This is a genomic window from Pedobacter sp. AK013 (assembly GCF_014205835.1).
GTDB lineage: Bacteria > Bacteroidota > Bacteroidia > Sphingobacteriales > Sphingobacteriaceae > Pedobacter.
On record NZ_JACHCQ010000003.1, the window covers coordinates 57,880 to 79,940 of the forward strand.

A 22,061-nucleotide genomic window follows, 5' to 3' on the forward strand; every position below is an offset into this window, starting at 1 on the left:
TCTATGCTGCTTCGGTTACTGCAGCCCCGCCCTTTGCTTAATCCCGATAAAAGAAGTATATAAATTAAACTATTCTTAAATCGGGATAACGCTGTTGGTCGGGTTTATTTTACTCCCGATAGTAGCAGTATTTCAGTTACCCAGTCCCATGTTAAAGCCTACCGTGCGGACACATCTTTTATTAGTTCTATTATTTATTTGTTTTCAGCGCACATTCCTAAGACGATCGTCATACTCCAAGCTTTGTATATTCATAGCATAAAATACATTGGCGGAGCAATGTTTATGATCATCGCTCCGCCCATTTACTCGTTTATAAACTAATATCCCGGGCTCTGTTTTAATACCCCTTTACTTCTATCTATCTGATCTTGAGGCAAAGGAAAATAATCATCCCTGGCTTCAATGGTAATGCCTTTTAAGTAGTTAAAATAGCCACCTTCAAAAGAAAAATAACTCTCAAGCGTTTGTTTGGCTATACCCCAACGCACAAGATCGAAAAACCGGTGGCCTTCCATTGCCAATTCTAATCTGCGTTCGAAACGTACTGCATTTCTAGCATAAGTATCATTTGGAAACGACACGTACCCACTAACCTTGTAAGCCGCAGCCGGCACTCCGTTTATAGACTGGGGTGTTATTTTAGCTGCCCGTGCCCTTACTGCGTTTACCAAAGTTAAAGCTCTGTCTAAATCGCCTTTTTCTACCGCGCATTCTGCCGCCATCAGATAAACATCACCTAAGCGGATCAGATTCACATTTAATCCGGTTATGTTGGTGTTTCCAGGTGCTGTTCCGCTCGAAATCTGAGCAGCATCAATAGTATTCTTAACAGCTAAAAAAGGGCCTCCGTTACTGGCATCACGAATCCATGTATCGCCAGGCATTAAACCCCAATCGCGATATGCAACACCGCGTCTTCCTATTGTTGATTCAATTCTTGGATCAAAAGGTAAAGTTTTATCCACGGTATAATTTGTTTTATCGGCTCCGGTTAATCCGTAATCAGATTTATATGGATTAGTCCGGTAACTGCCATCCAATAGCGGTAAACCTACGGCGTTTACCTTAAATGAGTTAGCCAAATCTATAGTTGGCTGGAAAAAACCGCAACATTTAATCGGCGCATTGCCATACGGAAAGTTAAGCATATCGCCCACATTACCATTATCACCACCAGTACCATCTGTTCCAACGGAGTGCTGAACAGACATAATGGTTTCTGGCCCGTCTTCTTTGGTGATATCAAAATTATCTGAATACGGCATATCAATCAGAGATGGTTTTGCCAAAATTACAGCATTCAACAAATCGTAGGCTTCAGGATATTTCTTCTGATATAAATATACCTTTCCAAGATAAGCCTGAGCAGCATATTTATCTACCCTACCTTTTTGATTTTTTGGTTTGATTGTGCTTAAATTGGCAACAGCAAACTGAAGATCATCTACGATATTTGGATAAATATCTTTATCATTTGGAACAAAAGTACCGCTTGTAGCTTCCGTAATGTATGGCACCACTTTAAATATCCGTACCAAAAAGAAATAATAATGTGCCCTTAGTAATCTGGTTTCGCCCTGAATTTCCTTTGCACGGGCATCGCCAAATTTTGCGGTACCTTTTCCGGCCTGCAGGTTTGCCAAAATTTTAAGGGTATTGTTGCAGCGTTGGATCCCTTCAAAACACCTGTCCCAGATATTCGATAAATTATCGTTTGTACTAGTTGGCGCATGTTGCTCAATGGCATTCATTGGTGGCTGATCGCCTATCTCACTCCCTTTATGTGCATTATCAGAAGCAACTTCACCAAATAACCATTGGCTTGGCGCGGCACCATAATTGCCATAAGTTCCGTTTACATTACCGTTAAGTAAACTATACGCCCCGATTAACAAACCTTCTACACCGTCTTGTGTAGTCAGTTGGTCTTCTGTTAATTCGCCTTGTGGCTGAAGCGTTAAAAACTCCTTTTTGCAGGAAAACGTACTGCAAATTAATAAGGAAAGAAGAATATATTTTATATGTTTCATTTTGATATCTTTTAATTAAAATCCAACATTAATACCGATTAAAAACTGACGTGGTGAAGGATAAACACCCTTATCAACCCCAAGTGCCGAAAAAGTATCGGCAGGCGGCCCCGAACTACCTACTGAAGAAGCGGCATCCCTGGTCTGACTAACCTCTGGATCTAAACCTGTATAATTAGTAATGGTGAAAAGGTTAGTAGCGCTAACATAAACCCTTAATCTGGTAATGCCCGATTTTGGTCCAAATGCCTTAGCTGTAGGAACTGAATAACCGATCTGTATATTCTTCAACCTTAAAAAGCTACCATCCTGAACATAATAACTTGATGAAGCCAATTCTACATCAGATGCGCCTACATAAGCAGATGGAATAAGACTCGAAGAATTACTAGGGCTCCAGGCATTTAACAATCTTGTACTTTTTGCACCAGCAAAAGATGGAAAATCTGTAAAGTAACGGGTAGCTTCAAATAAATCGTTGCCTTGAACACCATATAAGAAAGCAGAAATATCAAAGTTTTTATAAGATGCATTTAAGTTTACCCCGTAGGTAAAATCTGGATTTGGATTGCCGATAATGGTACGGTCTTTAGGATCGATTACGCCATCGCCATTAATATCCTGGTAACGCAAACCGCCTACCCTTGCACCTGCATACGACGGATTGTTTTGAATATCAGCTGTACTTTGATAAATTCCTGCCGTTTTGTATCCAAAGAAAGACCCGAAAGATTCGCCCTCCTGCAGCACACTGGTTTGTAAACTTCTGTAATTGCCATAAACCTGATTAAAAATACCAGGGGCTAACCTTACAATTTTATTGTTGTTTTTGGAAAAGTTTAAACCAATATCAAATTTAAAAGGACTATCTGCGTTTCTTCCGTAGTGATAAGCAACATTAAACTCGACCCCTTTATTGCTCATATCGCCAATATTAACATAAGGTGAGCTGCCTAAACCTACTACACTCGAAGGTAAAGGCAAATTATAAAGCATATCGGAGGTTTTTTTGTTGTACCAATCTAATGATCCATCTATGGCACCGCCTAGCAAAGTAAAATCAAGACCAACGTTTAAGGCTTTTAACGATTCCCATTTTACATCCGGATTTTGATAAGCATTTTGCCACACACCGGTAGTAAGGCCATTACCACCGCCAACAGCATAAGCTGAGTTAACAATAGAACTTTGATACCTGTTAATGTATTGGTAAGGAGGTATCCGCTGGTTACCGGTTTGGCCATACCCAACACGAAGTTTTAAATCGGTTATCCATTTAATACTTTTCATAAATTCTTCTTCCGATAACCTCCATGCTGCGCTTGCTGCCGGATAATAACCATACTTGTTCGCAGGACCGAAGTTAGAAGAACCGTCGCGACGGATGGTAATGCTGGCCAGATAACGATCGTGATAAGAATAATCTGCTTTGGCAAACAACGAGAACAGAGAGCCTATTGATCCATAACTAGAATTGCTGATGTTAGATGAACCTGTATTGAGGTAATAATAATCCTGACTGCCTAAAATAAAGTAGCCATTTCTTCCGGCATTTAGCTGTCTTGATCGCGACCTGATGGCTTCTGTACCAACCAATACATTTACCCTGTGCCTTTCATTAAACACCTTGCTGTAATTTAACGTATTGGTCCAGGTCCATTCGGTATTGTATCCCTGGTACTCATTCAGGTTATTTGAATTGTTACCTTCAGAAAATTCCAGGTTTGGATAACGCATAGATAAACCGTTAAAGTTTTCGTAGCGCAAACCGAAATTGGTTTTTAACACCAGTCCTGGAATGATATCGCCTTCTGCATAAACATTTCCAAAGAAGAAATTACTTTTATTTTTATTGTCTTTTGCGCGATAAAGAAAAGCAACAGGATTTTCTGCATTTCCCAGCTGGCTACCACGGCTACCGGCAAAATTCCCGGCGATGTCGTAAACTGGAATAATAGTAGGGATCCGGTATGCCCATCCCAATGCGCTTCCCTGATCCTGATAATCACCTGAAACATTCGGATTTACACCCAAACCAAAGCCTTCAGAATAGCTGTATTGTGCATTCTCGCCAAAACGGACCCTTTTATTAAATGCCGAAATATTGGTATTAGACCTAAAATTAAACCGTTTAAATCCGGTGTATTTAATTGTTCCTTTCTGATCCAGATAACCACCCGAGAAAGTGTATGTTGCATTTTCTCCACCTCCGGTAGCACTAAGCTGATAATTTTGAACAGGTGCAGTTTCAGTAATTTCATCAAACCAGTTGGTACCTGCTTTATTTGCTCTTGTAATCTGATAGAAAAGATCAGGATCACGGCTATAGTTATACTTAGCCGGATCTGCATCTGCAGCAGTAACATCCTGACCAAGTTTTAAACCTGCCACTAAATATTCAGGTAGTACAGGTGTTGAACCAGAGCCATAATTTTTCCCTGCCTCGATCGGCTTTCCCGCATTGGTATAGCCATCAAATACATATTGTGCATATTGTTGAGGATTCATCATTTCAGGGAAACTATTTTTTCTGGGCACCTGAGTGCCATAATAAGAATCGAGTGTGATTTTTGGTGTTCCGGCAATCCCTTTTTTTGTGGTGATGATAACTACACCATTATTTGCCCTAGAACCATAAATAGAAGCCGAAGATGCATCTTTTAACACCTGCATATTTTCAATATCATTCTGGTTAAGCCATGATAATTTACCTTCAAAAGGAACTCCATCAATAACATAAAGCGGTTCGTTATTATTAATGGTACTAATTCCCCTGATTCTGATCTGTGGTGTCGAGCCTGGGGCACCATCGTTAATAATCTGCACACCAGTAGCTTTACCCTGTAGCGCTTCTACAGCACTTGCGGCTGGCTGGGCTTTTAACAGCTCCATGTTCACTACCGCAACGGCACCGGTTAAATCTTTTTTCCGTTGAGAAGAATAGCCGGTTACAATCACATCGGTTAAATTGTTATTCTCTGCCTGTAGTATAACCGTGATGTTGGTCTGTTTGCCCACCACAACTTCTTTATTGCTGTAACCAACAAAAGAAATAATCAAAATATCGGTAGGTTTTACACTTAAAGAGAACGTTCCCGTGGCATCAGTGGTGGTACCTCCTGCGCCATCTTTAATTTTAATTGTAGCACCAATAACAGGTAATTTGTCATCGCTGGCAATAACCTTACCAGTGATTTTTGATTGGGCCGTTGCACTAAGAGCAAATAACATCCCCAAACACAAGAGAAGAAAACTCCTCTTGATACAAGATAGATTTTGTTTCATAGGTTTATATTGATTAGGTTAAATAATGCTTACTCAAACAGCTGATATTGCTTCTAGATTAATAGGCTTAACCGTATCAGCATATTACCATTAGTTACGAAGATGCGTTTAAGCGGCTTGGTTTGCCAGGCGCCAATGCCCCAAGAAAGGCAGGCATACAAGAAGAATGGAATCCTCCTGGTAAGTAGTAGATTTTTTCTCATAAGTAAGTGGTTAGATAGCTTTGTTAGGTATTTTATTTATGATTTACATGATTGTATCTTTTTAATTGAATAATAAATTAGTGTATAATATACACTTTAATAAAAATAAATATACATATAAAAAATAGTTATAATACAAAAACATCTACAAATAGATACTAAATTGAAAGGTAAATATACCAGACGACAACCCAATAGATGTAATAAATAACAATTTGAGGTTACATTTATCAAATAACATATTGTCATACATTTTTTGTATCTTTGCCGCCGAAGCAGGAATAAGGGCTTGCCATTCTGAATGGCATATTCTCTCCGCAAGTTAGTCCTTCAACAATTGATTGTTCTAGCTTCTTCGATAAATATTACACAGAAACATACATGTTATTCAAAGAATTAAACCTCATTGAGCCGATTCTAAAGGCCCTTGAGACCGAAGGTTATACACAACCAACACCAATACAGGAGCAATCCATCCCAACGATATTAAAAGGCAAAGATTTATTAGGTTGCGCACAAACCGGTACTGGAAAAACAGCAGCCTTTGCCATCCCGATGTTGCAGTTACTGCACGAAAAACACATCAATACCAAAGCAACCAAAAATATCAAAGCTTTGGTTTTAACACCTACACGTGAACTGGCCATTCAGATTGAAGAAAGTTTTAAAGCTTATGGCCGTCACTTAAATTTACGCCATTTAGTAATTTTTGGTGGTGTAAATCAACATTCGCAAGTAGAAGCCTTAAAGAAAGGTATTGATATTTTAGTGGCAACACCTGGCCGTTTATTAGATTTAATGAACCAAGGTTTCATCAGCTTAAATACCATCGAACTTTTCGTATTAGATGAGGCCGACCGTATGTTGGATATGGGCTTTATTCATGATGTGAAAAGAGTGGTGGCTAAATTGCCAGCTAAACGTCAGACTTTATTTTTCTCGGCAACCATGCCGGATGAAATCCAGAAGTTGGCCAACACGATTTTGTCTAGCCCGACAAAAGTAGAAGTAACTCCCATTTCTTCTACAGCCGAAACAATTGTTCAATCGGTTTATTTTGTTGATAAGCCAGATAAGAAAAAATTATTGATCCATCTTTTAGAAGATAAAAACATTCAAACCGCACTGGTTTTTACCCGTACCAAACATGGCGCAGACCGTATTGTTAAGGATTTAGCGCATGCGGGAATTAAAGCAGCGGCTATTCATGGTAATAAATCTCAAAATGCGAGGCAAAGGGCATTAACTGATTTTAAGGATAGAAAAATCCGCGTTTTGGTAGCTACTGATATTGCTGCACGGGGTATTGATATCGATCAGTTATCACATGTTTTCAATTTCGAATTACCAAACATTCCTGAATCTTACGTTCACCGGATTGGCCGTACTGGTCGTGCTGGTGCAAACGGTATTGCCATTTCGTTCTGCGATGCAGAAGAAAATGAATATTTATTGGATATCCAGAAACTGATCAAAATTACACTTCCGGTTGTAGATGATCATCCTTATCCATTAAGCTGGGAAAATATGTTGGCCAAAAACCAGGTCAAACGCAAACCACAAGCACAATCGAAAGGTAGCGGTGGCGGCAAAAAAGGTGGTGACGGCAATATGAGCGGTAAACCACGTAACGCCAGCAATAATAGAAGATTTGGTGGCAACAGGAGAAGAGGAGAAAGATAATCCCCGTCGTCATTCTAAACTTGTTTTAGAATCTTACTGGCAAGATAGATGAAGAAATAAATTCAGCATGACGTATCTTATAAATGATAAAAACCCCAAATTACGTTTTGTAATCTGGGGTTTTCTATTTTAAGGCAAGAGCAAAGAAAACCCTCTACCCTAAACCTTACTCCTTCTACCTTAAACAACTACATTAATAATCTTTCCTTTAACGAAAATGATCTTTTTTGTTGGTTTTCCGTCTAAGAATTTCTGGAATTGCTCATCGGCCAATAAAATGCTTTCAACTTCAGGCTGAGCCAATGTCAAGCTCAAATTCAGATTCATTTTCATTTTACCATTGATTGAAACCGGATAGGCAAACTCATCTTCAACCAGATATTCGGGTTTAAATGTTGGGAAAGCAGTATAAGATAAAGTTCCTGCTTCATTACCTAACAACTGCCAAAGTTCTTCACAAATATGTGGTGCATAAGGTGAAAGGATAATCACCATATCTTCCAAAATCTGACGGTTTTTGCATTTCAGATCCGTTAATTCATTTACCGCGATCATAAAGCTTGATACAGAGGTATTGAATGAAAAACGCTCGATATCATCTTGTACTTTTTTGATGATTTTATGTAACGATTTTAGTTCTGCTTTGGTAGGTACTGTATCGTTTACGTGGAAAACCCAGTCTTCATTGTGGAACAAACGCCAGAATTTACGCAGGAACTTAAATACACCTTCAATACCGTTTGTATTCCAAGGTTTACTCTGCTCTAACGGACCTAAGAACATTTCGTACATCCGCAACGTATCAGCACCGTAACGCTCAATCAAATCATCGGGATTAACCACATTGAATTTTGATTTCGACATTTTTTCTACTTCAACACCGCAGATATATTTTCCCCCTTCCAGAATAAATTCTGCATTGGCATATTCTTCTCTCCAGGCTTTGAATTTAGCAATGTTTAAAGTATCGTTCTCAACAATATTCACATCAACGTGCAATGCAGAGGTTTTATATTCTTTTCTTAATCCGGCTGATACATAGGTATTGGTAGGTTTTCCGTTCTCATCGTTAATACGATAAACAAAATTACTTCTACCCTGGATCATCCCCTGGTTGATTAGTTTTTTGAAAGGTTCTTCTTCTTTGGTGTAACCAAGATCTTTCAAAAATTTATTCCAGAAACGACTATATAATAAGTGGCCAGTTGCATGCTCAGAGCCTCCAATGTACAAATCAACATCTTTCCAGTACTCAACCGCTTCTTTTGAAGCAAAGTTGTTATTGTTATTGGCATCCATGTAACGGTACCAGTACCAGCTACTTCCTGCCCAACCTGGCATGGTGCTTAATTCGTAATGTCCGCCACCTTTTGGCAACCAGTTTTCAGCCCTGGCCAATGGTGGTTCGCCGGTTTCAGTTGGTAAATATTTATCAATTTCAGGAAGCAATAATGGCAATTCTTCTTCATTTACCAAATAAGGCAATCCATCTTTAAAGTAAACCGGAATTGGCTCTCCCCAATAGCGCTGGCGACCAAAAATCGCATCACGCTGACGGAAATTTACTTTTGCCTTGCCCGCGCCACGTTCTTCTAACCAGTTATTTAAAAAAGCAACAGCCTCTTTATATTCCATTCCATTAATAAAACCAGAATTGATATATTTTCCTTCCTTTGTTGGATCTGCCTGCACGTCAATATCTTTCTGTGCGTCTAAAATCTGTACAATCGGCAAATTAAAATGCGTGGCAAATAACCAGTCGCGCTGATCGCCACTCGGAACGCCCATTACCGCACCAGTTCCGTAACCTGCCAGTACATAATCGGCAATCCATAACTGCACACGTTCGCCACTTACCGGATTAATCACATAAGTACCCGTAAAAGCGCCAGAAACGGTTTTGGTATCGGCCATGCGGTCTAACTCTGATTTCTTTTTAGTTAAAGCAATATAGTTTTCGATATCCTGTTTTTGTTCAGGAGTAGTCAATTCTGCAACCCACTCATGCTCCGGAGCCAAAACCAGGTAAGAAACCCCAAAAATGGTATCTACACGGGTGGTGAAAACCTCTATATATTTTTCAGTTTTCAGTTTCGAGTTTTCAGTTTCTTCAACCGCCAACTTCGAATTGTCAACTGCAAACTTTACTGATGCGCCAACACTTTTACCGATCCAGTTGCGCTGCATTTCTTTAATCGGCTCTGGCCAATCGATGGTATCTAAACCCTGCAAAAGTCTGTCAGAATAAGCAGTAATCCGCATGCTCCACTGCATCATTTTCTTTTGCTCAACCGGGAAACCACCACGCTCAGAAAAACCGTCTTTAACTTCATCGTTCGCTAAAACCGTTCCCAATGCCGGGCACCAGTTTACGGTACTCTCACGGAGATAAGTTAAGCGGTATTTTAACAATTCAATCTGTTTCTCTTCATCGGTAAAGGTTGCCCAATCGCTCGGTAAAAATTCTTTAGTATCTTCGTCACAAACAGCCTTAACATCTGCAGTACCGGAAGCATTGAATTTTTCGATCAAAGTGGTAATATCTTCTGCCCTATCGTTTTCGATGTTGTACCAGGAGTTGAACAATTGCATAAAAATCCACTGTGTCCACTTGTAATAGGAAGGTTCGCTGGTGCGTACCTCTCTGCTCCAATCGAAAGAAAAACCAATTTGGTCTAACTGCCTGCGGTAGGTTGCAATGTTTGCCTCGGTGGTAATGGCCGGATGCTGTCCGGTTTGTATAGCGTATTGCTCTGCTGGTAGTCCGAACGAATCATATCCCATGGGATGCAATACGTTAAAACCTTTAAGGCGTTTATATCTTGAAAAAATATCTGATGCAATGTAACCCAGCGGGTGGCCAACGTGCAGACCTGCTCCTGATGGATAAGGAAACATATCTAACACATAATATTTTGGTTTTTCAGAATTGCTTTCGGCTTTAAACGTTTGATGATCTGCCCAAAATTTCTGCCACTTTTGCTCTATTTCTTTGAATTGGTAATCCATTGCAAGTTTTAAATTTTTAAAGGTGCGAAAATACGGAAATTAAGGGGCTTAAAAAAGCAGATTCAGGATAATATTTTGCAATAGAAATGCAGAATCAGAAGAATTTAAGGGTTAAAATTCGGGTTCTTGTGTGTAATCAGATGTACCTTCCGACTATCTAAACATTTAATAAGAGAATATGAGTTCTTATAAGTTGTATAATAAATTGTAATTCTATTCGGATTTGTCACATGTTGAGTTTGCCGAAACATCTTGAGCGGGATTTATACCGATCCTTCGACAAGCTCAAGGATGACAATCCATATTATGATACAGCTCCATAACCAGTCACGGATATCACCACAAAAAAATGCGCCATTGATTTCTAATCAATGGCGCATTCAAATATAAGGTGATCGGAATATTATCTCGACAGGTAATAAACCTTTTTTATCCTATTGCTAATTGTAGCTGTAAACTGAAATTGATTTCCGTTCAAACTGTTAACCACACAAAAATTGTTGCCATCATTCAATTCCATGGTAAACTGATCGGAATAAATAATCTGGTAAGTACCGATAGTCTTGTTTCCTGAAAGGCTTATTTCTACCTGATCGTCGTTGTTCGATTTGTAATCAACATAATCGCTGGTTTTACCATAAGTCACATCCCCATTAATTTTGGTTGGGTCTTTTAAGGTCTCATCGGCCGTATAACCTGTTGTCACAATCCTGTTTAAAGTCCAACGCCCCATCATTTGGGCCTTTAAAGAAGTCGTGTCTTTTTTACAGGAAATGACCGTGCTTGCAACGATTAATAGTAAGGCTATTGATGTAATTTGTTTTTTCATAGTTTAATTTTAATCTTAAGTTTTATGATTAACGGCATTTTAACAAAATTCGTACCGTATTTTTACAAAATTATGAATTAATTAAAAGAATCTGATCTCTAAACTAAAACTTAAACCTATCCGTTAATGTTGATTTAAGGCTTTTTTAAAATTGGTGTTTATCAGGTATAATTTATATTTTCGCAGAAACAAAAATGAAATACATGGAAGAATTCGAAGTAAGTGATGCATCTAAGAAAACCAAAACCGTTTATATTTCTACTATAATCAGTATTGCCTTGGTTTTACTAATGCTGGGGCTACTTGGTTTGGTACTTGTACACGCCAAAAACCTATCTAACTACGTTAAAGAAAACATCGTTTTAAACATTATTGTTGATGAAGGCGCAAAAGAAGCCGATGTTTTAGCCTTTCAGAAAGAGTTAAATGCGAATCCTGCAGTTAAACAAACTCAATATGTAAATAAAGAGCTTGCCGCAAGAAATTTAACCCAGGATTTAGGTGAAGATTTTGTTAATTTTTTGGGATACAACCCGCTAACTTCTACTTTCGATGTGTATTTAAAAGCAGAATATGCAAATAATAAAAGTATTGATGCCTTAAAAGCAAGTATTTCTAAAAACCCTGTGGTTAAAGAAGTGGTTTACCAAAGTTCTTTAATTGATATGGTGAATAAAAATATTAATACTATCGGTTTAATTATTTTAGCCTTTGCAGTATTACTACTCATTATTTCTATAGCCCTGATTAACAATACAATAAGACTAGCAATCTACTCACAGCGCTTTTTAATTAAAAGTATGCAGTTAGTTGGTGCAACGAAAAACTTTATTCGACGTCCTTTCTTATTGTATGCTGCTTTGCATGGCCTAATTGCCGCATTTATTGCCATCATAATTTTATTGGCAACTTTAATTTACGCCCGCAAAGAGGTACCTGAAATTATCATTTTAAATAATTACCAGGAATTTGGCTTCGTGTTTATAGGCCTTTTAATTGTAGGTATTTTTATAACGGGTATTAGTACATGGTTTGCAGTAAGCAGATATTTACGTTTAAAATCTTATCATCTTTATAGATAATGGCAGAAAAAAAAACAGGTCCGGTTGTAAAGGACGTTAAAAGCGAATTGGTTTTTACCAAAAAAAACTATCAGTTATTGTTAATCAGCATTGCCATTGTAGCAGTTGGCTTTATATTAATGATGGGTTCCACTGGTAACATTTATGACTTCAGAAGGACCTTATTGGCACCAATAGTGGTACTGGCAGGTTTTGCTTTTGGTATTTATGCGATCTTAAAAAAATAATTTATCCTACAGAATCATATTTGAAAACGCTTAATTTATTGGTTAAGTGTTTTCTTTGTTTCTTATCTTTTCCAAAATATGAACTCTTTTGAAGCCATTGTCCTTGCTATTGTTGAAGGATTGACTGAATTTTTGCCTGTATCAAGCACCGGGCACATGATTATTGCATCATCCTTTATGGGCATTGCATCAGAACCATTTGTAAAACTATTTACCATTGCCATCCAGTTGGGTGCTATACTGTCAGTGGTTGTATTGTATTTCAAAAGATTCTTTAAATCAATAAACTTCTACATTAAGTTAATTGTCGCATTTATTCCAGCGGCAGTATTTGGCCTGCTATTAAGTAAAAAAATAGACGAATTACTGGAAAGTCCGATGGCTGTTGGTATTTCGCTCTTAGTTGGCGGTGTTATCTTATTATTTGTTGATAAATGGTTCAACAAACCAACCATCAATGAAGAGGAGAACGTAACCTATTTAACGGCACTGAAAATTGGCTTCTTCCAATGTATTGCCATGATACCGGGCGTATCGCGCTCTGGCGCAACTATTGTTGGCGGTATGAGTCAGAAATTAAGCAGAAAAGTTGCAGCAGAATTTTCATTCTTCCTCGCAGTACCTACGATGTTTGCTGCAACAGCAAAAAAACTGTACGATTTTTACAAAGAAGGACACACCATTACCCATGAGCAGACTAACCTTTTAATTATCGGTAATGTTATTGCTTTTATAGTAGCGCTTTTGGCGATAAAAAGCTTTATTGGGTACTTAAATAAAAATGGTTTTAAAGTTTTTGGATGGTATAGAATTGCAGCTGGCTTAATCATTATCATCCTGTTGTTAAGCGGGCACAACTTACAGATTATATAATCTAGAAGAATATTTAACTACAGATTTAGACAGATAAACACGGATGATTATGATCAGTGTGCATCCTTTTTTATATGTAGTTAAAAAAATTAAGTAAACCGCATCGAATGCGTATCTTTGTGCAAAAAAGATTTGTGAGTACCGAAAATTCAAAACTCAAAGATTTCAATTTTGCTGAAGGCGAATTGCTTTTAATTAACAAACCATACAAATGGACTTCATTTGATGTGGTGGGCAAAATCCGTAATTCTCTAAAACCATTAAAACTAAAAGTTGGTCATGCCGGCACTTTAGACCCACTAGCCACAGGCCTGTTAATCATTTGTACAGGTAAGTTGACCAAACAGATAGACACTTTTCAGGCCGAAGAGAAAGAATATACCGGTACCATGATTTTGGGTGCTACTACCCCATCATTCGATATGGAAACCGAGGTTGATGAAACATTCGATATCAGTAACATTACCGAAGAAGAAATTTATGCTGCTTGCCAACCATTTATTGGCGATATTGAACAATATCCACCTGCACACTCAGCAGTAAAGGTAAATGGCGAACGTTTGTACGTAAAAGCAAGATTAGGTGAAGAGGTTGAATTACGTAAACGTTTTGTAAGTGTTCCGGAATTTGAAATTACACGGATCGAACTGCCAGAAATCGATTTCAGGGTTGTGTGCAGTAAAGGTACTTACATCCGTTCATTAATATCAGATTTTGGTAAAACGTTAAATAACGGCGCTTATCTTTCTAAACTTACGCGTACCCGAAGCGGAAACTTTTTGTTAAAAGATGCGTTTGAGGTATTAGAGCTTGTTAATTATATTCGTACGAAGAAAGAAGAAGCTAAAACTGAAGCAGAAGTATGAACCACATCAAAAACAGGAATACCAGGTTTATAAAAGAAATTCTTTTAATTATTGCAGGCGTAACTTCGGCATGTTTTGGCTTAAAAAGCTTTTTAATGCCCAGCCATTTTATTGATGGCGGCGTTACAGGTATTTCGCTGTTACTAAGCACCTTAACTGGCTGGAATTTATCGTACCTTATTGCCATAATCAATATTCCATTTGTTATTTTAGGTTATAGGCAGATTGGTAAAGGCTTTGCCCTTAAAACTGCTATCGCCATTGCTACACTCTCATTGGCACTAATTATCCTGCCCTTTCAGCCCATTACGCACGATAAATTGCTTATCGCATTTTTTGGAGGTTTGTTTTTAGGTGGGGGAATTGGATTGGCCATGCGTGGTGGCTGCGTAATTGATGGTACAGAAGTTTTAGCGCTTTACATCAGTAAAAACAGCATTTTAACTGTTGGAAATATCATCCTGATTTTAAATATCATTATTTTTGCTTTCGCCGCTTATTTCTTAAACATCGAAACTGCACTGTATGCCATTTTAACCTATTTATCAGCATCAAGCACTATCGATTTCATCGTAAACGGGATAGAACAATACACGGGGGTGACCATTATTTCAGAACATCAGGAAGCCATAAAAGGGTTCATCATTAACGAAATGAAACGTGGTGTAACCATTTATAAAGGCGAAGGTGGTTATGGAGAAAAGAAAGATATCGATATTATTTTCACCGTTGTTACCAAACTAGAGATGAGCAAATTACAAACCGCTATCAGACAGATTGATTCGGATGCCTTTGTAATACAACAACAAATTGCCGATTTAAAAGGCGGGGTGGTTAAACGCCATGCTTTACATTAATTTCTTATCCCATTGAAGATATACAATAACCTTTCGGACTTTAAAAAATTAGATAATGCCATTGTAACCATTGGCACTTTTGACGGTGTGCATTTCGGACATCAAAAAATCATTAAACAACTGGTAGAAAAAGCAAAATCAGATAAAGGAGAAAGCGTAATATTAACTTTTTTTCCCCACCCGAGAATGATTATTGATCCCGAAAACCAGGATCTAAAAATGATTAACACGATTACAGAAAAAGCAGCAATTTTAAAAAGCTTAGGTGTAGATCATTTAATCATCACACCATTTACCAGAGATTTCTCCAATCAGCTGCCTGAAGATTATATAAAAAACATACTGGTAAACAACATAGGTACCAAGCATATTATTATTGGTTATGACCATCGTTTTGGCAAAGACCGTTCGGGCAACCTAAACGATTTAAAAGCCGCTGGTTTACATTACGGCTTTAGTGTGGAGGAAATTATGGAGCAGGACATCCATGACGTTGCAGTAAGCTCAACCAAAATCCGTCAGGCACTGTTGGCAGGCGATGTAAGTCTGGCTAATGATTATCTGGGTTATCCGTTTTCTATTTTTGGAAGGGTAATTAAAGGCGATAAAATAGGCAGAACTATTGGTTTCCCCACAGCCAATATCTTTGTAGAAGAAACTTATAAACTGATTCCAGGTGATGGCATTTATGCGGTAGAGATGGAGTCCGAGGGCCGAGATCAGGAGCCTGAAGCGCTCAAAGCCCTAAATCCTCAACCTTATAAAGGTATGGCTTACATCGGGCAACGACCAACCATTAACGGAATGACCAGAAACATTGAAGTAAATATTTTCGATTTCAACCAGGAAATTTATGGACAGGATATTAAGATGAATTTCTTAAAATTTTTGCGCCACGATGTAAAATTTACCGGGTTAGAAGCGCTGACCGTTCAATTACAAAAAGACAAAGAGGCTACTTTAGCTTATTTTAATGGGTAATATTAATAACATCCCATTACCGGACCTAAAATAAACGAAGTCGTCACCCTGAACCGAGCCTTAGCGAGCTCACCGTAGGTAATTTATTTCAGGGTCGGATAGATGCTGAAATAAATTCAGCATGACGCGACTATTGAATAATAGTTCAATTCAGAAATTAAGATCAAAACGGCCGGATCAAATCAATTTAAATCAGCTTTTGCTTTCAAAAAAGCCTTATTTTCGCTATATTAGCGGCAATGAGGCTTTTTTACATCATCTTCTTTCTATCCATCTCTATAAATTTTGCGAGCTTCGCATCGCAGGAAAAAAGAAATGATGCAATATTAGAAAGCTCCAAAATCAGTTTCTTTTCTTGTAAAAAAAACATCAGTTTCGGATTTAATCAGGATAACGAAAGTTTACAAAGAGACTTTATTAACAGTCCTATTGTAAAAGTGGTATTAAATACCTGTATCCTCTTGTCTTTTTTGCTGTTTCTTTTTTTAAAGAACAAAACCGTCAATACCAAAGTTATAATCAAGAGATTAAAATATAATTATTGGTGCCTGTTTAAAGTGCTCTATCCAAAACATGTTTTTTGGTAAGTAATTTCATTTTATTGGAATTTTATTAAATGTCGGGCATAATCATGTCCGAAAATAGATTATTTAACATCATTATCCATTTTTTATAGATGCATTTACCTGATTTAATTGCCGATTTAGGATTAATTCTTGCTGCTGCAGGGATAACCACCCTCATATTTAAACGAATCAAACAACCACTGGTTTTAGGTTATATACTGGCCGGCCTGTTGGTTGGCTCCCATTTAGATTTTTTTCCTTCAGTTACCGATACAAAAAGCATCAATATTTGGGGCGAAATAGGCGTAATTTTCCTTTTATTCAGCTTAGGTTTAGAATTCAGTTTCAAGAAACTGGTTAAAGTTGGGGGCTCAGCTTCCATTACCGCGATTGTAAAAGTTCTATTTATTATTTTGGCCGGTTACCTTGTTGGTAAAGGTATGGGCTGGAAAGATATGGACAGTTTATTTTTAGGAGGGATTTTATCCATATCATCAACCATGATTACCATTAAAGCCTTCGAAGAGCTTGGTTTAAAGCATAAAAAGTTTGCTGGTCTGGTATTCGGGGTTTTAATTGTTGAAGATCTGGTGGCCATTTTGTTATTGGTGTTATTTTCTACATTGGCAGTAAGCCAGCAATCGGCAGGTACAGAAATGCTGTATTCTATCTTAAAACTAGCATTCTTTTTGGTGCTTTGGTTCTTGGGCGGAATATTTTTGATCCCTTCGTTTCTTAAGGCAACCAAAAAGTTAATGAATGACGAAACCATGTTGGTCGTATCGCTAGGTTTATGCTTGGTGATGGTATTATTGGCCGATAAGGTTGGCTTCTCTCCTGCTTTGGGTGCATTTATCATGGGCTCTATCTTAGCCGAAACTACACAGGCCGAAAGAATAGAGCACTTAACAAAATCGGTAAAAGACTTATTTGCTGCAGTTTTCTTTGTTTCGGTTGGTATGCTGATTGATCCTTCTATGCTGGTTAAATATGCTGTTCCTATTTTGGTTGCTACTGTAGTTATTATCTTCGGAAAAATCATATTTACCATTTTAGGTGCATTACTATCCGGCCAGCCGCTAAAAACTTCGGTACAATCGGCCATGAGTTTAGCCCAAATTGGCGAGTTTTCATTCATCATTGCCTCTTTAGGACTAACGCTTAAAGTAACCAGCGACTTCCTCTATCCTATCGCGGTAGCAGCAGCGGCGATTACTACATTTACTACACCATATTTAATTAAACTATCTGAACCTTTTTACCAGTATTTGAACCGTGTTTTACCGAAAAAGTGGCTTAATGGTATCGACAGATATAGTTCAAGTACTGAAGGGATTACCACATTAAGTGATTGGAAAGTTTTATTAAGGTCTTACATCTTTAATACGATTATCCACTCGGTCATCATCATAGCAATCATATTTCTGGCTTACAGATATGTTCAGCCTTTTATTGTGAGCAATATTTCCGATAGTTTAACTTCTATAATAATCAGCGTAGTGGTCTCGTTTATTTTAATGTCGCCATTTTTATGGGCATTATCTATCCGAAGGATTCAGCGAACAGCCTATTCTCACCTTTGGTTGAATAAAAAATATACCCGTGGTCCGTTAATCGCCATTGAATTTTTCAGAATAGCCCTGGGGATTTTCTTTGTAGGCTTTTTAATGTACGAGTTTTTTGATACCTGGATTGCTGCTGTAATCGCACTGGGTTTAATCATCTTAGGGATGGTTATATTCTCCAGGAAACTGCAGTCTTTCTACGATAAACTGGAAAGGCGTTTCATGCTCAACCTAAATGCCCGTGAGAGCCAAAAACCGAATATTTTACCCTGGGATACCCACTTAACAGAACTCATTGTTTCTCCCGAATCGGAAGTGGTCGGAAAAACGCTTACCGAGTTAATGATCAGGGAAAAGTATGGGGTAAATATTGCGTTAATCGAGCGTGGAAGAAATAATATCCCAACACCAGGCAGAGATGAGCGACTTTATCCAAACGATAAACTGTTGTTGATTGGTGCTGATGACCAACTTGCGGCTGTTAAAGCACTTTTAGAAGTTGATGCTCCAGAAACAGCCGAAGAGAGTAATTTCCCGAATAAAGAAATGACCTTGCAAAAGGTTGTTGTGCATGCCGAATCGCCTGTTTATGGCCTGAGTATTAGAAATGCAGGTATACGCGAGAAAGCACAGGCTTTAATTGTTGGTATAGAAAGGGGTACAGATCGGATATTGAATCCTTCATCAGACTTTGTATTCGACAACGGCGATGTAATTTGGATTGTAGGCAATAACAAGAAGATCAAGGAGGTTATTTAATCAGTCCAAAGTCCTTAGTTGGGAGCCTAATCGACTCAAGACTTCCGACTAAGGGCTAAAAAACATATCTTCGTGTATAACCTAACCTATGAAAGTTGACAGAGAAAAGAGTGAGTTTCTTGATGATATGATTGAGCAATGGCAAAACGATGGCTTAATTAATGATGAAACAGGCGATAAACTCCGCAAAAGTTATGAAGCTAAAAACTTCGATTGGTTGCGCCTGGCACAATATGCTTTTTGGATAGCCTTAGCTTGTGGTTTTATTGCCCTTGGATCGCTTCTTATTGATAATTCTATCTTAAACTATTTAAAACGCGTTTATAATACACCTAATATTGTTATTGCTATTGTTTCTGGTGGATTGGCGGCATGGCTTTACATTCTAGGTTTTAAGCGAAAAAAGAAACTGGCGCATTTAAAGTTTAGCAATGAGGCAATTGTTTTTTCAGCCATTTTACTCACGGCAAATGCTATTGCTTATTTCGGAAAGGCCCTAGATAATGGTTCTGGCAATTTCTCTATCCTGATTTTAATATCTGTTTTCATTTATGGTGCTTTGGGTTATATCTTCAATTCGCGTTTAATCTGGGTTTTTGCTTTAATCTCCTTAGGTGCCTGGTTTGGCACAGAAACAGGTTATTTAAGCCGTTGGAATTATTATTTCCTCGGTATGAATTATCCTTTACGCTTTGTTGCTTTTGGCGCTGCATTAACGGCAGCATCGTTCATTATTAAAGTTTTCCCCAAAACACAAAACTTCTTCCAGGTTACTTATATCGCAGGTATGGTTTACCTGTTTGTTTCACTTTGGGCTTTATCCGTATTCGGTAACTTTGCCAGTTTAGAAGAATGGTATAAGGTTAGACAGCTAAGCCTATTCTATTGGGCACTAATTTCGGGAGCCATTTGTGTAGCCAGTACTTTATTTGGTTTAAAATACCGTGATGATATTGCCCGCGAATTTGGCATTACTTTCCTCTTTATTAACCTCTATACCCGATATTTTGAATACTTCTGGGATAGCTGGCATAAGGCTTTGTTTTTTTCTGTACTGGCTGCATCTTTTTGGCTGATTGGCAGAAAGGCAGAAAAAATATGGAATGTAGAGTTTTTGAAGTAAAAACCCTAAGGTTGATTATAAAATTATTATAGAATAAATTCAGCATGACGGATCGCCCTGAATAGAAAAGTCAGACAGTATCTGACGAATCTGAAAGCATATTAATTTCCGAGACCGTGTTTCGGAAATTTGAAACGAATTAAAATCAATGAAAATATACCAACAGGCCTTGACACTGAGAGAACGAAGAAGAGGTTTCCATATCATTACCGACGAAATTGAAGATGCCTTACCGCAACTTGATGAGATTAACATTGGCATTTGCCAGGTTTTTATTCAGCATACTTCAGCTTCACTTACCATCAACGAGAATGCAGACCCTACAGTTCGTGTTGATTTTGAAATGTTCTTTAATAAAACCGTAAAGGAAAATGATCCCGATTATGAGCATGACTATGAAGGATCGGATGATATGCCTGCGCATTTAAAGTCTGCGCTTTTGGGTAGCTCCGTGACTATCCCAATTAGAAATGGCAGATTGGCTCTTGGTACCTGGCAGGGCATTTATCTTTGCGAACACCGCAACCATGGCGGGCGAAGAAGATTAATCATTACAGCTTGGGGCGAATAAAACTAGCTCTTCTTTAATTTCAAGCAAAAAAGCTCCGAATTTTGGTCGGAGCTGTATTCTTAATCGGTAGGTCACTATATTATTTAGCCTTAATCCATAATGCAATATCGTTAACTAAAGTTTCGGAAACGCTTACAGCAGCCTGATATTGGGCCATTGTACCCTTTTCAGTCTGAGAACTTAGCAGGTGATTTAAATCCGGGTAAAACTTAAGAACTACATTTTTCTTTTTACTCAAAGCAGCATTCCATAAATCAAAATCTACTTTACCTACCTGAAAATCATTACCGCCCTGCAATACATATATTTTAGGTTTCGAAAGGCTTTTTGCTACAGCCACCTGATTGTAGGTGTTTAAATCTGTCCAATATTTTGCTGGCAGTCCTAAAATTAAAGAATCAGGTTTTATGGTAGTTCCCAACTGCGAAATTCTGCTTTTATCAATTTCCACATAAGCATCCGCAAGTTGTTTTTTAAAGGCAGCTGTGGTATCGTTAGCCTGATCGAACATATACTTATTCTGATCAACAATAACATCTGTTAATTTTCTCGCCGGTGTTGCAGCCAAAATAATCCCTGCTAAATCTGGGCTAAGTGTTGCTATTTTAGGTGATAACATCCCACCTAAACTATGGCCGAATACATAAACAGCTTTAGGATTAGCGCCAACAACTGTTTTTGCAAGTGCAATAGCTGCAGTTGCATCATCCAACACCTCTTCTTTTACCGTAAAAGCCTTGGTAAACTCGTTCGGATAGATTAAAGTTCGTTTTACGTAACGAACAGAAGCAATTCCTTTAGAGGCTAAACCACCAGCCAGATCTTTAAAGGGTTTATTCGCCCCAACTGTTTCATCCATATCGGCAGGGCCAGAGCCGTGAACAAATACCACTACAGGGAAATTTTTGACGTTTTTTGGTGTAGTGATAATAGCTGCCAATTGTTTTCCTGCGGGACCAATATATACTGACTTTTCCTGGTATAAACTGGTATCAACATAAGTTGGTTTTAGATAAGCGGCCGTCTTTCGCGAAGGAGCCAGGAAGATTCCAACGATTTTCTGTTGTTTATTAAAACCTAAAATAAAATTCTGATCACCATTAGCAAATTTACCTTCTACCGTTACAGCAAAAAATTCGCCCTGGGCTTTGCTTTGAATGGCATCTAATGATTCTGCCTTTCCATATTTTGTTCCAATATCTCCCCAAAGTTTTTTTAAACTCTCTTCTGTCAATTTGGTTTTTAAAGTATCATCAAAGAAAGCGTGGGCATCTTTAAATTTCTCTTCCTGCAACAGTTTAAAAAAGTCGTTTGCACCGTTGAAAAGCTGGATCACATTTTGAGAAAATGCAGTGGTTGTAAATAATAAAGCTATTATGAATAAAAGGCTCTTTTTCATCCGTATGTTTTTGTTTTAATGGTAATGAGCACTCATGATTTATCCTTTTTTGGATCTAAAAAATCATGATGGTTTCAATGTATTGTGTTTGGTTGTTTACAATACCCAAAGTTAACAATATTTGGTTCTGAAAAGCCTTTAACTAAACTA

The 22,061-nt window shown here is 38.0% G+C and carries 16 protein-coding genes; 10 read left to right on the forward strand and 6 right to left on the reverse strand.

What is annotated here, in order from left to right; genetic code table 11:
* Positions 1-320: 320 nt before the first annotated feature.
* Genes HDC90_RS02855 through HDC90_RS02865 form a run of 3 tightly spaced genes read right to left on the reverse strand, consistent with a single transcriptional unit; the run spans position 321 to position 5,521 of the window.
* Complete coding sequence (locus HDC90_RS02855) at positions 321-2,033, reverse strand: RagB/SusD family nutrient uptake outer membrane protein (protein WP_184463704.1); 1,713 nt, start codon at positions 2,031-2,033, stop codon at positions 321-323.
* Positions 2,034-2,048: 15 nt separating this feature from the next.
* Positions 2,049-5,318 carry a TonB-dependent receptor gene (locus HDC90_RS02860; protein WP_184463706.1) on the reverse strand — a complete coding sequence of 1,090 codons (3,270 nt, stop codon included), beginning with the start codon at positions 5,316-5,318 and terminating at the stop codon, positions 2,049-2,051.
* A gap of 53 nt (positions 5,319-5,371) precedes the next feature.
* On the reverse strand, positions 5,372-5,521 hold the full coding sequence (locus HDC90_RS02865) for a hypothetical protein (RefSeq protein WP_184463708.1): 150 nt from the start codon (positions 5,519-5,521) through the stop codon (positions 5,372-5,374).
* Positions 5,522-5,902: 381 nt separating this feature from the next.
* Here HDC90_RS02865 and HDC90_RS02870 point away from each other — a divergent pair, with 381 nt between their 5' ends.
* Positions 5,903-7,204, forward strand: coding sequence for a DEAD/DEAH box helicase (locus HDC90_RS02870; protein WP_184463710.1), 1,302 nt, complete (start codon positions 5,903-5,905; stop codon positions 7,202-7,204).
* 180 nt (positions 7,205-7,384) lie between these two features.
* On the opposite strand, the gene leuS is transcribed toward HDC90_RS02870, so the two are convergent.
* Positions 7,385-10,213 carry a leucine--tRNA ligase gene (gene leuS, locus HDC90_RS02875; RefSeq protein WP_184463712.1) on the reverse strand — a complete coding sequence of 943 codons (2,829 nt, stop codon included), beginning with the start codon at positions 10,211-10,213 and terminating at the stop codon, positions 7,385-7,387.
* Between the two features lie 403 nt (positions 10,214-10,616).
* Complete coding sequence (locus tag HDC90_RS02880; RefSeq protein WP_184463714.1) at positions 10,617-11,042, reverse strand: hypothetical protein; 426 nt, start codon at positions 11,040-11,042, stop codon at positions 10,617-10,619.
* 203 nt (positions 11,043-11,245) lie between these two features.
* On the opposite strand from HDC90_RS02880, the gene HDC90_RS02885 reads away from it, so the two are divergent.
* The 9 genes from HDC90_RS02885 to HDC90_RS02925 all read left to right on the forward strand — a co-directional run bounded on the left by HDC90_RS02885 (position 11,246) and on the right by HDC90_RS02925 (position 20,512).
* Positions 11,246-12,124 carry an ABC transporter permease gene (locus HDC90_RS02885; RefSeq protein ID WP_184463716.1) on the forward strand — a complete coding sequence of 293 codons (879 nt, stop codon included), beginning with the start codon at positions 11,246-11,248 and terminating at the stop codon, positions 12,122-12,124.
* Positions 12,124-12,351, forward strand: a complete 228-nt coding sequence (locus HDC90_RS02890) for a DUF3098 domain-containing protein (protein ID WP_184463718.1) — start codon at positions 12,124-12,126, stop codon at positions 12,349-12,351. Before HDC90_RS02885 ends, HDC90_RS02890 begins: the two co-directional genes overlap by 1 nt.
* A 78-nt stretch (positions 12,352-12,429) precedes the next feature.
* Positions 12,430-13,224 carry an undecaprenyl-diphosphate phosphatase gene (locus HDC90_RS02895; protein WP_184463720.1) on the forward strand — a complete coding sequence of 265 codons (795 nt, stop codon included), beginning with the start codon at positions 12,430-12,432 and terminating at the stop codon, positions 13,222-13,224.
* A 107-nt stretch (positions 13,225-13,331) separates the two neighbouring features.
* Complete coding sequence (gene truB, locus HDC90_RS02900) at positions 13,332-14,090, forward strand: tRNA pseudouridine(55) synthase TruB (protein ID WP_184463722.1); 759 nt, start codon at positions 13,332-13,334, stop codon at positions 14,088-14,090.
* Entirely contained in the window at positions 14,087-14,947 is an 861-nt protein-coding gene (locus HDC90_RS02905; RefSeq protein ID WP_184463724.1) for a YitT family protein, read from the forward strand. The genes truB and HDC90_RS02905 overlap by 4 nt, the downstream gene beginning before the upstream one ends.
* Positions 14,948-14,959: 12 nt before the next feature.
* Entirely contained in the window at positions 14,960-15,928 is a 969-nt protein-coding gene (locus HDC90_RS02910) for a bifunctional riboflavin kinase/FAD synthetase (protein ID WP_184463726.1), read from the forward strand.
* A gap of 676 nt (positions 15,929-16,604) precedes the next feature.
* On the forward strand, positions 16,605-18,818 hold the full coding sequence (locus HDC90_RS02915; RefSeq protein WP_184463728.1) for a cation:proton antiporter: 2,214 nt from the start codon (positions 16,605-16,607) through the stop codon (positions 18,816-18,818).
* A gap of 88 nt (positions 18,819-18,906) precedes the next feature.
* Positions 18,907-19,941 (forward strand): DUF2157 domain-containing protein, encoded by a 1,035-nt coding sequence (locus tag HDC90_RS02920; protein ID WP_184463730.1) that lies wholly within the window; start codon positions 18,907-18,909, stop codon positions 19,939-19,941.
* A 148-nt stretch (positions 19,942-20,089) separates the two neighbouring features.
* Positions 20,090-20,512, forward strand: coding sequence for a secondary thiamine-phosphate synthase enzyme YjbQ (locus tag HDC90_RS02925; protein ID WP_184463732.1), 423 nt, complete (start codon positions 20,090-20,092; stop codon positions 20,510-20,512).
* Between the two features lie 79 nt (positions 20,513-20,591).
* Here HDC90_RS02925 and HDC90_RS02930 read toward each other — a convergent pair whose 3' ends face one another.
* Positions 20,592-21,911, reverse strand: a complete 1,320-nt coding sequence (locus HDC90_RS02930) for a DUF3887 domain-containing protein (protein WP_184463734.1) — start codon at positions 21,909-21,911, stop codon at positions 20,592-20,594.
* Positions 21,912-22,061 lie beyond the last annotated feature (150 nt).

Coding starts and splice junctions, on each gene's coding strand:
- HDC90_RS02855 (WP_184463704.1), bottom strand. CDS start 2,033: ATGAAACATATAAAATATATTCTTCTTTCCTTATTAATTTGCAGTACG.
- HDC90_RS02860 (WP_184463706.1), bottom strand. CDS start 5,318: ATGAAACAAAATCTATCTTGTATCAAGAGGAGTTTTCTTCTCTTGTGT.
- HDC90_RS02865 (WP_184463708.1), bottom strand. CDS start 5,521: ATGAGAAAAAATCTACTACTTACCAGGAGGATTCCATTCTTCTTGTAT.
- HDC90_RS02870 (WP_184463710.1), top strand. CDS start 5,903: ATGTTATTCAAAGAATTAAACCTCATTGAGCCGATTCTAAAGGCCCTT.
- leuS (WP_184463712.1), bottom strand. CDS start 10,213: ATGGATTACCAATTCAAAGAAATAGAGCAAAAGTGGCAGAAATTTTGG.
- HDC90_RS02880 (WP_184463714.1), bottom strand. CDS start 11,042: ATGAAAAAACAAATTACATCAATAGCCTTACTATTAATCGTTGCAAGC.
- HDC90_RS02885 (WP_184463716.1), top strand. CDS start 11,246: ATGGAAGAATTCGAAGTAAGTGATGCATCTAAGAAAACCAAAACCGTT.
- HDC90_RS02890 (WP_184463718.1), top strand. CDS start 12,124: ATGGCAGAAAAAAAAACAGGTCCGGTTGTAAAGGACGTTAAAAGCGAA.
- HDC90_RS02895 (WP_184463720.1), top strand. CDS start 12,430: ATGAACTCTTTTGAAGCCATTGTCCTTGCTATTGTTGAAGGATTGACT.
- truB (WP_184463722.1), top strand. CDS start 13,332: ATGCGTATCTTTGTGCAAAAAAGATTTGTGAGTACCGAAAATTCAAAA.
- HDC90_RS02905 (WP_184463724.1), top strand. CDS start 14,087: ATGAACCACATCAAAAACAGGAATACCAGGTTTATAAAAGAAATTCTT.
- HDC90_RS02915 (WP_184463728.1), top strand. CDS start 16,605: ATGCATTTACCTGATTTAATTGCCGATTTAGGATTAATTCTTGCTGCT.
- HDC90_RS02920 (WP_184463730.1), top strand. CDS start 18,907: ATGAAAGTTGACAGAGAAAAGAGTGAGTTTCTTGATGATATGATTGAG.
- HDC90_RS02925 (WP_184463732.1), top strand. CDS start 20,090: ATGAAAATATACCAACAGGCCTTGACACTGAGAGAACGAAGAAGAGGT.
- HDC90_RS02930 (WP_184463734.1), bottom strand. CDS start 21,911: ATGAAAAAGAGCCTTTTATTCATAATAGCTTTATTATTTACAACCACT.